Source organism: Streptomyces sp. NPDC012474 (assembly GCF_042955185.1).
GTDB classification, from domain to species: domain Bacteria; phylum Actinomycetota; class Actinomycetes; order Streptomycetales; family Streptomycetaceae; genus Streptomyces; species Streptomyces cahuitamycinicus.
On record NZ_JBIBEP010000010.1, the window covers coordinates 290998 to 305131 of the forward strand.

The window sequence follows — 14134 nt, forward strand, 5'->3', positions numbered from 1 at the left end:
AGCGATGGCACGGCTGGCGGGACGGCGGGCCCTGTTCGCCGTCCCCGTGCTGCTCGTCGTCACCTTCGGCGTGTTCGCCATCGCCGCCGCCTCCCCGTTCGACCCCGTCAAGGCGTACGCCGGCACCGCCGCGCTCGGCGCCGACCAGCAGACCCTGGACCGGCTGCGCGAGAACCTCGGCGTGGACCGGCCCTTCGCCGCCCGCTGGTGGCACTGGCTGACCTCCGCGCTCACCGGCGACCTCGGCCACTCCAGCGTCATGCGGCAGCCGGTCGCCCAGGTCATCGGCGAACGGCTCGTGTGGTCCGCCCTGCTCTGCGCGGTCGCCTTCGCCGCCGCCGTGCTCGTGGGCACCGTCCTCGGCGTGCTCGCCGCCCGCCGCCCCGGCTCGCTCGTCGACCGGACCGTCACCTCCCTCGCCTACACCCTGGAGGCGGCGCCGGTCTTCTGGATCGCGCTGCTCGCCATCTGGCTGTTCGCCCTCCAGTGGGACGTCCTCCCGGCGGGCGGCCTGACCGACACCGGCAGCGAACAGGTCACGCCCGGCCAGGTCACGAGCCATCTCGCCCTGCCCGCCGGTGTCCTCGCCGTGTCCCAGCTGCCGTGGTTCACCCTGTACGTACGCCAGGGCGTCGGCGACGCCCTGGCGGAGGACCCCGTACGCGGCGCCCGAGCCCGCGGCCTGAGCGAAGGCACCGTCCTGCTCGGCCACGCCCTGCGCTCCGGGCTCCTTCCGGTGCTCACGCTCATCGGCTCCCGCGTTCCCGAACTCATCACCGGAGCGCTGCTGGTGGAGAGCGTCTTCAGCTGGCCGGGCATCGCCGCGGCCACCGTCGAGGCGGCCACCGCCGTCGACTTCCCGCTGCTCGCCGCCCTGACGACGCTGGCCACCGCCGCGGTGCTCGCCGGGAACCTGCTCGCCGACCTGCTCTACGGACTGTTCGACCCGAGGGTGAAGCTCAGTGACATGTGAGACCCCTGCGCCCGCCGCCGCCCCGGAGCGGACCGAGTGGCGCTCGCACGGGCCCCGGCGCCGATCCACCCGCGCCCTGCGGGTGCGCACCTCAGCCGCGCTGGTGGCCGCGACCGTCCTCGCCGTGCTGCTCGTGCCGCCGCTGGTCCAGCTCGACCAGCAGGCCGTCGACCTCGCCGCCAAGCTGCGACCGCCCTCCTGGGCCCACCCGTTCGGCACCGACGACGTCGGCCGCGACCTGCTGCTGCGCTGCGTCTACGGCCTGCGCGTCTCGCTGCTCGTCGGGGTGGCGGCGGCGCTGACCGCGACCGTCGTCGGCACGGCGGTGGGAGCGGCCGCCGGGGCGCTGGGCGGGTGGGCCGACCGGGCCCTGATGCGGGTGGTCGACACGTTCTCGTCCGTGCCGCATCTGCTGCTCGGCATCTTCATCGTCGCCATGTTCCGCCCCGGGGTGTGGCCGGTGGTCATCTCGGTCGCGCTGACCCACTGGCTGTCCACCGCCCGGATCGTCCGTGCCGAGGTGCTGTCGCTGCGGTCGCGGCCGTACATCGACGCCGCCGTCTCCGGCGGGGCCTCCCGGTGGCGGGTGACGGTACGGCACCTGCTGCCCGCCGTCCTGCCCCAGGCCGCGCTCGCCGCCGTGCTGATGGTGCCGCACGCCATGTGGCACGAGTCGGCGCTGTCCTTCCTCGGACTCGGGCTGCCCACGCACACGGCGAGCCTCGGCACGCTGATCCAGAGTGCCCGCGGCTCCCTCCTCGCCGGCCAGTGGTGGCCGACCCTCTTCCCGGGCCTCTTCCTCATCGTCCCCACCCTCGCCATCGCCGGACTCGCCGGGGCCTGGCGGGAGCGGATCAACCCCCGCCACCGATCGGAGCTGATGCTGTGAGCGCCGGTATGGAGTCCGTGACCCCCGTGCTGTCCGTGCGCGGACTGTCCGTGCGGTTCCTCATGCCCGGCGGGCGCCGCGTCGCCGCCGTCACCGACGCGCGGTTCGACGTGGCGCCCGGCGAGTGCCTGGCCCTGATCGGGGAGAGCGGCTGCGGCAAGTCCGTGCTGGCCTCCGCCCTGCTCGGACTGCTCCCCGGCAACGCCCAGACCGCGGGCTCGGCCCTCCTCGGCGACCTGGACCTGCTCACGGCCGGCGAGCGGACCCTCGCCCGCACCGTACGGGGGCGGCTCATCGGCCTCGTACCGCAGAGCCCGGCCGCCCACCTCACCCCCGTCCGCACCGTCCGGTCCCAACTGGAGGAGACCGTCGCCGCGTTGACCGCGACCCGGGGCCGCGCCGCCCTGCGGGCCGCCGCCGAGGCCGCGGCAGAACGGGCCGCGTTCCCCGCTGACCACCTCGACCGCCACCCCCACCAGTTGTCCGGCGGTCTCGCCCAGCGCGCCGCCACCGCCCTCGCCCTGGTCGGTGACGCACCCCTGCTGCTCGCCGACGAGCCCACCACCGGACTCGACCGCGACCTGGTGGACCGTACGGCCGACGAACTGCGGCGGCACGTCGACGACCCGGGCGGCAGCGGTCGCGGACGGGCCCTGCTGATGATCACCCACGATCTGGCCGCCGCCGAGCGCATCGCCGACCGGGTCGCGGTCATGTACGCCGGACGGATCGTCGAACTCGCCGACGCCACGGCCTTCTTCGGCTCACCCGGCCCCCGCCACCCCTACAGCCGCGGCCTGCTCCGAGCGCTGCCCGACCGCGCCTTCACCCCCGTCCCGGGCATGCCGCCCGAACTGGGAGACCTGCCGGACGGCTGCTCCTTCGCCGCCCGCTGCGACCGGGCCACCGACACCTGTGCCGCCCCGCCGCCCACCGGCACGGTCGCCTGCCACCACCCGCACGTGCCGGAGGACGTCCGTGCTTGAACTGCGCTCCATCACCGCCGGATACGCCAGGAACGCACCGGTGGTCCGGGACGTGTCCCTGGCCGTCGCGCCGGGCGAGTCCGTCGGCCTGCTCGGCCCGAGCGGCTGCGGCAAGTCCACCCTCGCGCGGGTAGCGGCCCTGCTGCACCGCCCCGACTCCGGCACCCTGCTCCTCGACGGCGAGCCCGTACGGCGCTGGCGCCACCGCGCCCCACGGGAGAAGCGCACCGCCTTCGGGGTCGTCTTCCAGCAGGCGAGGCTCTCCGCGGACCCACGGCTGCCGCTCACCGACCTGATCGCCGAGCCCCTGCGCGCCACCGGCCGCGGCGCGGAAGTCACGGGCCGGATCGCCGAGTTGGCCCCCGTCGTCGGTCTCACCCCCGACCTGCTGACCCGGCGGCCGCACGAGGTCAGTGACGGGCAGCTGCAACGCGCCTGTCTCGCCCGGGCGTTGGTGCTGCGCCCGCGCATGCTGGTGTGCGACGAGATGACCGCGATGCTCGACGCCTCGACGGCCGCCGCCCTGGTCGCGGCGGTCGAGGTCTACCGGGCCGCGACGGGCGCCGCCCTGCTGGCCGTCGGCCACGACCGGGCCCTGCTCCAGCGCTGGTGCGACCGCACCGTCCAGTGGGACAGCCTGACCTGAGGCACTACTCCTGCACGTGCCGGATGGCGTCCAGGACGATGTGCGCCACGTGGTCGTCGGTGAGGGTGTACCGCGTCTCGCGGGCCTGACGCCGGGCGGTCACGATCCGGGAGGTGCGCAGCACCCTCAGGTGCTGGGAGACCAGCGGCTGGCTGACGCCCAGGGCGGTCACCAGTTCGTGGACGTACTTCCCGCCGCCGGACAGTTCCCGCACGATGCCCAGCCGTACCGGCGAGGCAAGCGCGCGCAACAGCTCGCCGGCCGCCTGCAGGGTGGGATCCGGCTCGTCCGCCGGGGGAGGGGGCGTCGTTGTCATATGCATACATTAGCATATGACAACGATTCCCAGTTTGTTCCTCGCGCGCCGGGGGCGACTGCTGTCAGTGGTCGTCCCAGTGTCCCTCGTGGGCGGCGTGACGGTGGCCGTCGTGCACGTAGTCCGTGTGGTCGTCGTGGCGCACGGCCAGATGGCCGCAGTCGTCGCCGTGCTCGTGGTCGTGGTTCTGGTGCACCGCGTGGCCGCCGTTCGCGCATTCGTCGGTGTGGCCGTCGTGCGTCCGGTGGATGTGGCCGTCGTGGGCGTAGTCGGTGTGGTCGCCGTGGGTGAAGGCGAGGTGTCCGCAGTCGTCGCCGTGGGCGTGCGCGTGGTCCTCGTGGGTGATGTGCTCGGCGGTGGTCATGGTGGTGCTCCTCGTGTGTGCTGGTGGCCGCCGGCGGTGCTTCGGCCGGGCAGGCGTGGCGACATTAACATATAGCGATTCCTGCATGTATTGTCGGAGGACCCGCACCCACCCGCCACCCGGGGCGGGCGCACGAGTGAAGCGCCCGGTCAGGGGACTTCTAGCGCACCGCCACGACCACGCAGCTGTCGCCGTACTGCCACACCGGGCCGGCCTTGCCGAAGCCGGCCTGCCGGAGGAGCTCCAGGTGGGCGGAGAGGGGGAGCTCGGCGGGGCGGCCCGATCCGCGGGGGGCTTCGCGCCGCCGGCGCTCGGTGAGGAGGTCGGCCAGCTCCGGGTCGTCGCCGGCCGCGGCCCACCAGGAGCCCCAGTCCTCGTGGGCGAACACGCGCTGCCGGTCGGCCCGGCACCGTCCGACATGGGCGGCGATCCCGGCCGGGCCCGCCGGGCCCTGGGGGAGGTGGTCGCCGTTGACGAGGACGCCCCCGGGGCGCAGCAGCCCGGCGAGCTGCCGGTAGGTGCCGAGCAGGGTGTCACGGTCGAGGTAGTGCAGGGCCGTCGTGGAGACCGCCGCGTCCAGGGGCCGGTCCAGATCCAGGGCCCGCACCCAGCCGGGCGCGCCGATCTCCGCGTCGACGTAGCGGGCCGCGTCCGGGTGGTGGGTGCGGCCCAGCTCCAGCAGGACGGGGTCCCGGTCCACGGCCACGATCTCGGCGTCCGGCAGCCGCCGGACCAGCCGGGCCGCGAGGGATCCCGGCCCGCAGCCCAGGTCCACGACGAGGGGCCGGGCCGTACCCCCCGCCGTGACGTGCTCGACGACATCGGCGATCACCGTGAACCGCTCCTCGCGGTCGACGGCGTACCGCTGCTGCTGGAGCTCCCAGCGCTCCACCCACCGCTCCGCCGTCGCCAGACTCAGCCCCATCCGGTCGCGCCACCTCGCCGTCTCGCACCTGACTCGTTACGGCCCGAGCCTACAGGTGGAAACGGTTCCCATTATGCCCAGTTGGGGGTGTCACGGGAGCGAGGCGAGAACCGACAGCAGCCGGTCGACCTCCTCCACCGTGTTGTACACATGCAGACTCACCCGCACCGACCCGGTCTTCTCGCCCGCGTCGCCCTGGCAGTGATGGTCGGAGCGGACCATGAACCCGTGGCTGAACAGGATGAACCCCAGATCGCCCGAGTCGATGGCGCGGTGCCGCAGCGTCACGATGCCGCGGCGGCGCTGCACGGTCGAGTCGGCGGCGAGACTGAGGGGGCAGCCGAGGATCTCGTAGGCGTCCAGCCGGCGCAGCCCCTCGGTGAGCCGGGCCGCCAGGTCGGCCGTCCAGCGCTCGATCCGGTCGACACCGGCCGCCTCCAGCCAGTCCAGGGCCGCTTCGAGCGAGGCGACGCCCACCGTGTTGGGGGTGCCGCTCCACCCGCCGGGCACGAACTCCGGCCCGCGCGCCTGCCGGGCCCACACCGCCCCCGAACCGGGCAGGGCCAGCGCCTTGTGACCGGAGAACACCACGAAGTCGACGTCCAGCTCCGCCACGGACACCGGCAGATGGCCGACACTCTGCGCGGCGTCCAGGCAGATGACCGCGTCCGGGCCGACGGCCTCACGGACGCGGTGCACGTTCATGTCGCCGCCGTAGACGTGGTGCACATGGGTGGTGGCCACGAACCGGGTACGCGGCCCGGCCCGTTCCGCCAGCGCCCGGTGGTCGTAGTCCCCCGAACCGCTCTGGTACGGCATCGGCACCACCCGGACGTGCAGCCCCTCCCGTGCGAGCGACCGCTGCGCCTCCAGCCAGGGCACGATGTTCGCCTGGTGATCGGCGTCCGGTACGACGATCTCGTCACCGTCGCGCAGGAAGCCCGGCAGCCAGTCGCGGGCGATGGTGCGCAGCCCCTCGGTGGTGCCGCCGGTGAAGTGGACGACGGAGCGCTCCGGCCGGTCGTCCCCGAGGAACCGGGCGACGCGCCCGCGGGTGCGCTCGACCAGCTCCGTGGTGCGGTTGGCCCAGGTGTAGGTGCCGCGCGCGGCGTTGGCGTTCGACGTGGTCAGGTACGTCTGCACGGCGTCCAGGACGGCCTGCGGCTTCTGCGCCGTGGCCGCGCTGTCCAGGTACGCCAGCTCCGGATGCCCGGTGACGATGGGGAACTGGGCGCGCAGCGCCCGCTGCCACCGCCCCTGGTCCTCGCGGCCGCTCGGTGTGCTCACGCCGGTCAGTCCCGCACCAGGGGAGCGCCCGCGTCCCGCCAGGCGATGATGCCGCCGGCCAGGCTGCGCACGTCCGGGTGGCCCATCCGGGTCAGCAGCGCCGCGTACCGCGCGGACTGCTCACCCACCGGGCACGCCAGCAGCACCGGCCGCCGCCGGCTGAACGGCATCCCGCCCCGGACTAGTTCGGCGAACAGCTCGTCGACGATGTTGACCGAACCGTCGATGTGCAGCGCCGCGTACGCGTACGGGCTGCGCAGGTCGACCACGAGCGGCCCCTCGGTCTCCATCCAGCGCCGGGCCTCGGCCACGGTGACCGACGGCGCCCCGCCCACCTCGGCGTCGGACAGGTCGGCCGGCGAGTTCTTCCGGGGCGGGCGGCCCAGCAGATCGGGCCGCCGCTGCCGGACGTAGCTCAGATAGCTCTCCACCCGGTCGCAGACGATGAACACCGCGGTCCGCCGCTCCTCCGACTCCTCGTCCAGAGGCCGCAGATGGCGGACGGCGCCGAAGTAGGCCGCCCCTCCGGTGGGCCCGCCCAGGATGCCGCAGCGGCGGTTCAGGGTCAGCATCCCCTCGATCGCGTCGTCGGAACTGACCGACTCCATCGTGTCGTACGTCTCCGGGTCGAACAGACCCACCTCCTGCACCTCGTCGATGGTGCGGATCCCGGGAATGAAGTCGGACTTGGCCGCCACCAGACCGACCACCCGCACGGCGGGATCCTCCTCCCGCAGCGCGCGGGCGACGCCCGTGGAGGACCCGGCCGTGCCCACACAGGCGACGAACCAGTCCGGAACCCGGCCGTCCAGGTCTTTGACGATCTCCGGTCCGGTGCCGGTGAGATGGGCCTCGGTGTTGCGCGGGTTGAAGTACTGGTCGGTGTGCAGATAGGCACTGCCCGAGGCGGAGAGCGTGCGATGGAACAAGGTCAGCGGGTCGTCCGTGGCGGTCGGGTCCAGGCACTCGCTCTGCCCCGGCAGCTCCTCGATCTCCGCTCCGAGCAGCAGCAGGAGATCCTTGATCTCCGGGATCCGCATCCGGTTGGTGACGCTCTTGAAGCCGAGGCCGTGCATGCCCGCGATGACCGCGAGGGCCTTGGCCGTGTTGCCGCTGGACAACTCGACCACCTGGCTGCCCTGTTCGACCGCCTCGGCCAGCAGGGGGCCCGCCATGCTCCAGGCGGGCCGGTCCTTGACCGAGCCGAAGGGGTTGAGCATTTCGAGCTTCGCGTACAGATCGATGGTGCGCAGGCCGTGCACCGCCGGGTCTATCCGCACCAGAGGGGTGTTGCCTATCACCTCGGTGATGCTGTCGTACCTCACTGAGCTCCCCTCGCGGGCGTGATCGGCCAGAACCGGTCGTCGAGGCACCAGCGCCAGGCATCGCCGTCCTGCCAGGCGGCGACCTTGCCGGCGGCGGGCTGGTGCTGTGCGCGGGTGGCGTGGAAGTCCATGGCGTAGCCGGCGGTGTTGGCGAAGGCCAGCAGGTCGCCGGGTTCCGGGCGGCGCGGCAGGAACACCGTGCGCCGGGTGATCAGGTCGGTCTCCAGACAGAGGCTTCCGAAGAGGTGCACGGCGACCGGCTCCTCGCCCGGCCCTGCTCCGACCCGGGGAACGACCACCGGGTCCATCAGCACCCCGTGGTCCTCCAGGGCGATGTCGTCCGCCTTCGCGGCCAGCCGTACGAGCAGTTCCCCGCCGGCCTCCTGGGTGCGGACCTCCAGGACACGCGCCAGGGTGAGTCCGCACTGGTCCAGCAGCGCCCGGCCGGGCTCGATGTGCAGGTCGTACAGGTGCTCCAACAGCAGCGCGGCCAGCGGGCGCCCGCCCAGCGAGGCGGCGGGACGGCGCAGCAGCTCGTCGAGGTAGGCGGCGCCGGCGACGGACCGGTGGGCGGGGTACAGACCGAGCGTGCCGCGCAGGGTGCCGGACTCGTTGCGCAGCCCATAGCCGTGCCCACCCCACGTCAGGGGCGGACGCCGGCCGAGGACGGCCTCGGTCAGCGCGGTCGTGTACGCCTCCCACTGCTCCCGCTCGGCGAGATAGCTGATGCCGAACCCGCCGCCGACGTCCACGGCCCGCGGCCGCAGCCCCCGGCTCCGGCACAACTCCAGTGCGGCCAGGCTCCCTTCGAGGGCGGTCGCCTTCTCCGCGACGCTCGTCGTGTCCAGATGGAAGGCCACCCCCGCCGGATCGACCGCGTCGGCATGCCGCTCGACCGCCTCCAGCAGCACCTCCAACTCCCGTACGGGCGTGCCGAAACGACTGCGCCGGCTCAGCACCTTCACCCCCGCCGTCTCGAAGCCCGACAGCCGCAGCAGCACCCGCACCGGGGACAGCGCGTGCTTGCGCACCAGGGCGGCGAGCTGGTCCAGCTCGGCAACGGCGTCGACGCTGACCGTGACTCCCGCACGGGCCGCCAGCCACAGGAACTCGGGATTCTTCGGCCCTGTGGCCGTGATCCGGCCGGCGTCGAACCCGGCACCCAGCGCGTGCTGCAACTCGCCCAGCGACGCGACGTCCACGCCCGCGTCCGTCGCGGCGAGCCGCCGCAGCAGCGCACTGGACCGGTTGGCCTTGTGGGCGTAGAAGACCTGCCCCGGCAGATGGTGCGAGCGGTACACCGACCGGAACCGCTCCAGGTTCTCGGCGATCTGGTCAGGCACGACGACGTGCAGGGGTGAGCCGAGCGCGTCGACGATCGAGTGCAGCGTGCCGTGTGCCGCCACGAGCGACCTCAGCCGTGGCTCCAGCCGCGGTTCGAGATACAAGGGCCGGCCGTCCATGCGCGCTCCCCTCCTGAGGCCGCCGCACCCGGCATCCGGGCACGTCGGACACTCCCCGCGTATCGCCGTATAGCCCCTATCCATTCTTCGGTCGCTTTACGCCCTGTAAGACCCGGGCCTACGCCTCGGCCGGTGTGAAGCGGATCACGGGCCGGGCTGCGGCGCGCGCCGGGCGCGAGGCGGCGGCATGGACGCTTCGCGGCTCGCCGCGGGCCCACCCCGGGGCGTCACGCATGCGCCTGACGCCCGGGGGTACCCCGGCTCCCCGCCACCGTCACCGCCGGCTCCCGGACCGGCCTGCTGGACCGGCCTGCTGGACCGCGCCCGCACCCTCCTCCCCGCCGTTCTCGGTGAGATCCGCATCCAGGGCCCCGCCGACGTACTGATCGGCTACGCCCCCGATCCGGAGCACGACATCCGCGCCCCCTCCTCGCCGCGGGCCACGGCCCGGCCGCCGTCGCCGCCCTCGGTGAGGGACGCGGTCCGCGGTAGCGGACCGGTGACAATCGGGACGGAGCCGTAGCAGGTCCGGGGGGCAACGAATGCGGCCGGTGACGGGTCGTACAGGGGGCAAGGGCACAAGCCCGAGCACGCGACCGGGGACGACCGGGGGAAACCAATGGGGGAGACCATGAAGATCCGTGCCCGAGGAATACGGCAGAACCGAGGAATCCGCACCACCGTGGCCGCGCTGGCGGCCGTCGCCGGTGTCGCCGCAGCCGCCGTCCCGGCCGTTGCCGCCACCGCACCGGCCTCCGGCACGCCCCGGTTCCTGGAGCCGGCCGAACTGCCGCCGCACCCGACCTCGCCCTGGTACGCCGGTCCGGTCACCGCCGGCCGGCCCGACCCGCTGCCGATCTGTGTGGGCGACGCGCTGCCGTCCATCACCACGCACCGGCAGTACGGGACGGAGTACGACACGAGCGCCCAGCAGATCACGGTCGTGGAGCGCAGCGAACAGCGGGCGAAGGACTTCGCGGCCCTGCTGCGCAAGGACCTGGCCGGCTGCGCGAAGAAGCTGATGCGGCAGGACCCCGACATCACCGCGACGCAGAGGTACTACGGCCGGCTGAACGTCGAGGAGGGCGCCGACGTCTACGGCATCCACACCGCCTCCGCCTGGGGCTCCTCCGACATCGGCCTCTTCTCGGTCGGCCGCGACGGCCGGACCGTCACGGTCGTCCGCTGGAGCCAGATGGGTACCTTCCAGCACGCCCAGGTACCGGACTTCAAGGCCACGACCGTCACGGCGGTGAACAAGCTGTACTGACGGCTCAGCCCCGGGTCGGCTCGGTGGAGGCGTCGTAGACGAGCAGCCCGTCGTCGCGCAGCCGCACGCCGGGCGTCGGGGTGTGGGCGCTCAGCCGGCCGTCGTGCATGAGGTGGTGGGCCGGTACGCCGCGGGCCACCACCGCGAAGTCGGCGATCAGCCGGCGGTGGCAGCGCCACCAGACCGCCTCGCTGCACATCACGGCCGTACGGGCACCCGCGGCCTCGTGCAGCAGGCGGTCCATCGCGGTGACGAACTCGGGGGACCGGGTGTGGGCGGCGTAGCCGCGGAAGGACGCGTTGCGCCACACCACGTCCGGACTGTCCGCGGGCAGCGGGCGGAACCCACCGAGCGCGGGTTCCCACCGGTAGCCGATCCCGGCGGCCGGCAGCCACTCGGCGAGCCGCTCCCGCAGCAGGTCGGGATCCCGCCGACTGCCGGGAGCGGTCCGCACATCCACGACGGCCGTCACACCGGCACCGCGCAGCAACGCGACGATCCGGTCCCGCCCGGCGGTGCTGTGCCCGAAGGTCACCAGGAGCACGTCCACAGGGGCGGACTTTCCCGTTCCGGCGGGCTCACACCTGGGTTTCGTTCTGACTTCACGGCGGACACCCCCGAGCAGGCATCGCCGCGCGCTGCACGGAGGAAAGTGACGTCGGTGCGATCGCTGTGACTTGCCAGTAGCCTACGTGAGCAATCACTGCTCGGGGGAGGGCGAGGACCGATGGTGCTGGAACTGACGCGCAGTTGGGTGGCGGGTCTGGCGCTCGCCCGACGCAGTCCGGTGCCGGTCGAGCTGCCGTGGGGGATGCGCGTCGACGTGGCCCGGCCACGCGAGCGAGCCCGGTACGTACTCCTGCGCAGCGACGAGGACACCCTGCGCGATGTCGCCGCGCAGGCCGCTGAGCCGACATCTCGGATCTTGACCTTCCTCGACCCCGGGCGCGCGTCGGCCGTGCTCGGGCCCGTATGGCAGCGCCGGGACGCCGAGTTGCTGATGACGGCCCCGCTGCGGCGGACCGCCGCCCGGGTGCCGGACGGCTACGAGACGGACGTCGAAACTGACGGTTCCGTCACTCGCGTCCGGGTGCACACCGCTGACGGCGAGACGGCGGCGGCCGGCTATGCGGCGGTCCACGGGGCGGTGGCGGTCGTGGACCGGGTTGCGACCTACCCCGCGCACCAGCGGCGCGGCCTGGGGACCCTGGTGATGCACGCCCTCACCGAGGCCGCTCTCGCCTCCGGAGCCCGGAGCGCGGTACTCAGCGCCACCGAGGAGGGGCGGGCGCTCTACACGTTCCTCGGCTGGGTCCCGCGCGCCTCGCTGGCGGTCTTCGTGCGTCTGCCTCAGTGAGGGCGATGGAGCAGGAATAGCCCAGGACTTGTTGATTTTCGGAATATTGAAGGTTCTCCCATTCTTGGGCCGGTGCGCCTCGTCCGCACTGCGAGCTCCCGACCCTCGCCGCGGACGCGGCGTCGTCATTTCTGACGTGCACATATTGCCGACTCTTTTCCTTCCCTTTTCCAATACTTTCCGTTGTGTGGCGCTGCCGCGGCAGGTCGCAGAAAGCGAGAGTGATGTGCGGGGAAGCATGCCGCACCGCTCGAATCGCCCATCCGGTGCGTGTCGGCAAGTCTCAACCCGCGCCTGAGCAGGGTGAGTTGCTCATCAAGCCCCGCAGGGGGCGCCTGCGTCTCAGCTGTGTGATCGATAGCAGCGGTCACTCGGAGGGCGTCGGCCGCATGCCCGGTCGCCAAATGATCAGGACCTGCCCGTTCAAGATCACGTCACGGGAAGCGGCCTCGTGGCTGAGAGATGCAGCGCATTCTGTGAAGTTGATTTCCGGGACTACACATAACCGCGAGGAACATGGCACGGTGATGCACTGGATGGATCACGGGGGCGCAGCTTCCTCTTGGTCACCGGAATCCACGCCTCCAAGGCCGCGGACAACGGAGACCAGTCGGCTTGCCGTCCTTTTCGCAACGGGGAGACGTAATGGCGAGATATGTCCAGAATCAGACGGATGACCTACGACAGCGCGCGCCGGTCGGTATCACTGAGCAGCAGACCCGGGCGACCGAACGCCCGCTGAGCGGTGAGCCCGGCCGACTGCCGGTCCGTGTGCTGTTGCCCGCCGACTCGCCCCGCGCCAACGGAATCGACCAGGCCCATGTGCGGCTGCTGGCGGAAGCGGAGACCGCCCTCCCGCCCGTGCTCGTACACCGGGACACGTTGCGCGTGATCGACGGGATGCACCGCCTGAACGCCGCCATCGCCCGCGGGGAGGAGACCATCGAGGTCACCTTCTTCGACGGCGACGAGAGCGAACTCTTCCTCCAGTCGGTTCGCTTAAACGTGACCCACGGCCTTCCGCTCAGCCTGCAGGAGCGCAAGCACGCCGCCGCCCGGCTGATGAGCACACATGGCCAGCTCTCGGACCGCACCATCGCCGCCGTGACCGGCCTGTCGCCCAAGACCGTGGGTGCCGTCCGCCGTCGTTCGACTGAGGAGCTTCCTCAGTCGAACACCCGCATCGGCGCCGACGGCCGCGCCCACCCGATGGACGCGGCCCGGCGCCGCCAAGTGGTGGCCGACGTGGTCGCCCAACGCCCTGACGCCACACTGCGTGAGATCGCCGCCATCGCGGGCGTCTCCGTCAGTACCGCCTACCAGACACGGCGCAAACTGGAGGAACAGGCCGCCCGCCAGGAGTCGCCGGGCGGCTCAGAAGCCGGTGCCGAATCTCGCGGCCAGGCCCGGCCGGTCGTCCCGCCGACAACGGTGAGGGCCACCCCGGCGGCCTCCCACCAGGCCAAGGTCGCCGTCAAGTCGCTGGCGGCGGACCCCTCCCTCCGATTCACCGAATCCGGCCGGGCACTGCTGCGGTTGCTGCTCGCCAGAGTGGTGGAGCCGGAGGAACTGGAGGCGTTCCTGGACGCCATTCCGCCGCACTGCGCGGGCACGATGGCAGACCTCGCCCAGGACATGGCGTCCACGTGGGGACAGTTCAGCCATCAGATGCGCAAACGCGTGAAGCAGTGCAACCAGTAGGACGCAGCCGGCGAAGCCGTAGGGCGCCGACGGGGGTAGGGCCCCTGTCGGCGCCCTCCGACTTCGCCGGCCGGCTCCGGCTGATGTCCACCGCGCGCTCCACGTAGATCTCTGGGCCTTCCAAGCGGCCGAGGGGCCCGTGCGGACGTCTCCGATCACCGTTGAGGCCATGGTCGAAGCCCTTGCAGTCGAATGGGCAAGAAGTCTTGACCATAGATCGGCCGCGTCACACGATGGGACGACGACGTGAGCACGTCCGCTGGAGAGACCGGCCACGGTGATCCCATCGACGAGCAGCCGGTTCCCCATAGCGAGCGAGCCCTCGGCTCCGACCGGGCCGATGCCGATGTCCGCGCAACGGCCGCCGGACCACCATGAAACGACGTTCACGCACCCCGGGTGCCGCCGTCAGGTGACCGGACCGCTGAACCTTCCCCTCTTGCCAACGCACCCCTCTGCGCCGGCGCAGCTCGGCCCAAACGTCTGAGAGAGAAGCCGTGGAGAATCCTGTCGTTCCTTTGTCGTTCGCGCAGCGGGGGTTGTGGTTCCTGTCGCGGGTCGAGGGCGCGTCGGGCACGTACAACGTGCCGTTGGTGGTGCGGTTTTCGGGGCTGCTGGACGTGGCGGCGCTG

At 72.4% G+C, this 14134-nt stretch carries 15 protein-coding genes; 8 read left to right on the forward strand and 7 right to left on the reverse strand.

The window, feature by feature from the left end; translation table 11 throughout:
- Positions 1–4: 4 nt before the first annotated feature.
- The 4 genes from ACFY9S_RS23350 to ACFY9S_RS23365 are packed head-to-tail and all read left to right on the forward strand — an operon-like array spanning position 5 to position 3494.
- Positions 5–973, forward strand: a complete 969-nt coding sequence (locus tag ACFY9S_RS23350; RefSeq protein ID WP_102909016.1) for an ABC transporter permease — start codon at positions 5–7, stop codon at positions 971–973.
- A complete protein-coding gene (locus ACFY9S_RS23355) occupies positions 963–1862 on the forward strand; it encodes an ABC transporter permease subunit (protein ID WP_391131590.1) in 900 nt (299 codons plus the stop codon). The genes ACFY9S_RS23350 and ACFY9S_RS23355 overlap by 11 nt, the downstream gene beginning before the upstream one ends.
- 8 nt (positions 1863–1870) lie before the next feature.
- Positions 1871–2848: an oligopeptide/dipeptide ABC transporter ATP-binding protein gene (locus ACFY9S_RS23360; protein WP_391131630.1), complete on the forward strand. Its 978-nt coding sequence runs from the start codon at positions 1871–1873 to the stop codon at positions 2846–2848.
- A complete protein-coding gene (locus tag ACFY9S_RS23365) occupies positions 2841–3494 on the forward strand; it encodes an ATP-binding cassette domain-containing protein (RefSeq protein ID WP_391131592.1) in 654 nt (217 codons plus the stop codon). The genes ACFY9S_RS23360 and ACFY9S_RS23365 overlap by 8 nt, the downstream gene beginning before the upstream one ends.
- A gap of 4 nt (positions 3495–3498) precedes the next feature.
- Here the strand turns inward: ACFY9S_RS23365 and ACFY9S_RS23370 are convergent, their stop codons facing one another.
- From ACFY9S_RS23370 to ACFY9S_RS23395, 6 genes are all read right to left on the reverse strand, one after another.
- Positions 3499–3810 carry a helix-turn-helix transcriptional regulator gene (locus tag ACFY9S_RS23370; protein ID WP_102910858.1) on the reverse strand — a complete coding sequence of 104 codons (312 nt, stop codon included), beginning with the start codon at positions 3808–3810 and terminating at the stop codon, positions 3499–3501.
- Between the two features lie 64 nt (positions 3811–3874).
- Positions 3875–4174 (reverse strand): hypothetical protein, encoded by a 300-nt coding sequence (locus tag ACFY9S_RS23375; RefSeq protein WP_391131594.1) that lies wholly within the window; start codon positions 4172–4174, stop codon positions 3875–3877.
- 160 nt (positions 4175–4334) lie between these two features.
- Positions 4335–5099: a methyltransferase domain-containing protein gene (locus ACFY9S_RS23380; RefSeq protein ID WP_391131596.1), complete on the reverse strand. Its 765-nt coding sequence runs from the start codon at positions 5097–5099 to the stop codon at positions 4335–4337.
- A gap of 90 nt (positions 5100–5189) precedes the next feature.
- Positions 5190–6386 (reverse strand): aminotransferase class V-fold PLP-dependent enzyme, encoded by a 1197-nt coding sequence (locus ACFY9S_RS23385; RefSeq protein WP_391131598.1) that lies wholly within the window; start codon positions 6384–6386, stop codon positions 5190–5192.
- A gap of 5 nt (positions 6387–6391) precedes the next feature.
- Positions 6392–7711 carry a pyridoxal-phosphate dependent enzyme gene (locus tag ACFY9S_RS23390; RefSeq protein ID WP_391131600.1) on the reverse strand — a complete coding sequence of 440 codons (1320 nt, stop codon included), beginning with the start codon at positions 7709–7711 and terminating at the stop codon, positions 6392–6394.
- The gene (locus tag ACFY9S_RS23395; RefSeq protein WP_391131602.1) at positions 7708–9174 is read right to left on the reverse strand and encodes an alanine racemase; all 1467 of its coding nucleotides are present in this window, start codon (positions 9172–9174) and stop codon (positions 7708–7710) included. Before ACFY9S_RS23395 ends, ACFY9S_RS23390 begins: the two co-directional genes overlap by 4 nt.
- Positions 9175–9361: 187 nt before the next feature.
- Here ACFY9S_RS23395 and ACFY9S_RS23400 point away from each other — a divergent pair, with 187 nt between their 5' ends.
- Positions 9362–9697 carry a hypothetical protein gene (locus ACFY9S_RS23400; protein ID WP_391131604.1) on the forward strand — a complete coding sequence of 112 codons (336 nt, stop codon included), beginning with the start codon at positions 9362–9364 and terminating at the stop codon, positions 9695–9697.
- Positions 9698–9793: 96 nt separating this feature from the next.
- Positions 9794–10444 (forward strand): hypothetical protein, encoded by a 651-nt coding sequence (locus ACFY9S_RS23405; protein ID WP_391131606.1) that lies wholly within the window; start codon positions 9794–9796, stop codon positions 10442–10444.
- Positions 10445–10448: 4 nt separating this feature from the next.
- Here the strand turns inward: ACFY9S_RS23405 and ACFY9S_RS23410 are convergent, their stop codons facing one another.
- The gene (locus ACFY9S_RS23410) at positions 10449–10994 is read right to left on the reverse strand and encodes a DUF488 family protein (RefSeq protein ID WP_391131608.1); all 546 of its coding nucleotides are present in this window, start codon (positions 10992–10994) and stop codon (positions 10449–10451) included.
- A gap of 177 nt (positions 10995–11171) precedes the next feature.
- Between ACFY9S_RS23410 and ACFY9S_RS23415 the strand changes: the two genes are divergently transcribed.
- Together ACFY9S_RS23415 and ACFY9S_RS23420 are read left to right on the forward strand one after the other, a co-directional pair.
- The gene (locus tag ACFY9S_RS23415) at positions 11172–11801 is read left to right on the forward strand and encodes a GNAT family N-acetyltransferase (RefSeq protein WP_391131610.1); all 630 of its coding nucleotides are present in this window, start codon (positions 11172–11174) and stop codon (positions 11799–11801) included.
- A 645-nt stretch (positions 11802–12446) separates the two neighbouring features.
- A complete protein-coding gene (locus tag ACFY9S_RS23420; RefSeq protein WP_391131612.1) occupies positions 12447–13502 on the forward strand; it encodes a hypothetical protein in 1056 nt (351 codons plus the stop codon).
- Positions 13503–14134: the final 632 nt, after the last annotated feature.

Bases quoted from the DNA above. Each gene is read 5' to 3' on its own strand.
- ACFY9S_RS23350 (WP_102909016.1), top strand. From the start codon at position 5: ATGGCACGGCTGGCGGGACGGCGGGCCCTGTTCGCCGTCCCCGTGCTG.
- ACFY9S_RS23360 (WP_391131630.1), top strand. From the start codon at position 1,871: ATGGAGTCCGTGACCCCCGTGCTGTCCGTGCGCGGACTGTCCGTGCGG.
- ACFY9S_RS23370 (WP_102910858.1), bottom strand. From the start codon at position 3,810: ATGACAACGACGCCCCCTCCCCCGGCGGACGAGCCGGATCCCACCCTG.
- ACFY9S_RS23375 (WP_391131594.1), bottom strand. From the start codon at position 4,174: ATGACCACCGCCGAGCACATCACCCACGAGGACCACGCGCACGCCCAC.
- ACFY9S_RS23380 (WP_391131596.1), bottom strand. From the start codon at position 5,099: ATGGGGCTGAGTCTGGCGACGGCGGAGCGGTGGGTGGAGCGCTGGGAG.
- ACFY9S_RS23395 (WP_391131602.1), bottom strand. From the start codon at position 9,174: ATGGACGGCCGGCCCTTGTATCTCGAACCGCGGCTGGAGCCACGGCTG.
- ACFY9S_RS23400 (WP_391131604.1), top strand. From the start codon at position 9,362: ATGGACGCTTCGCGGCTCGCCGCGGGCCCACCCCGGGGCGTCACGCAT.
- ACFY9S_RS23405 (WP_391131606.1), top strand. From the start codon at position 9,794: ATGGGGGAGACCATGAAGATCCGTGCCCGAGGAATACGGCAGAACCGA.
- ACFY9S_RS23415 (WP_391131610.1), top strand. From the start codon at position 11,172: ATGGTGCTGGAACTGACGCGCAGTTGGGTGGCGGGTCTGGCGCTCGCC.
- ACFY9S_RS23420 (WP_391131612.1), top strand. From the start codon at position 12,447: ATGGCGAGATATGTCCAGAATCAGACGGATGACCTACGACAGCGCGCG.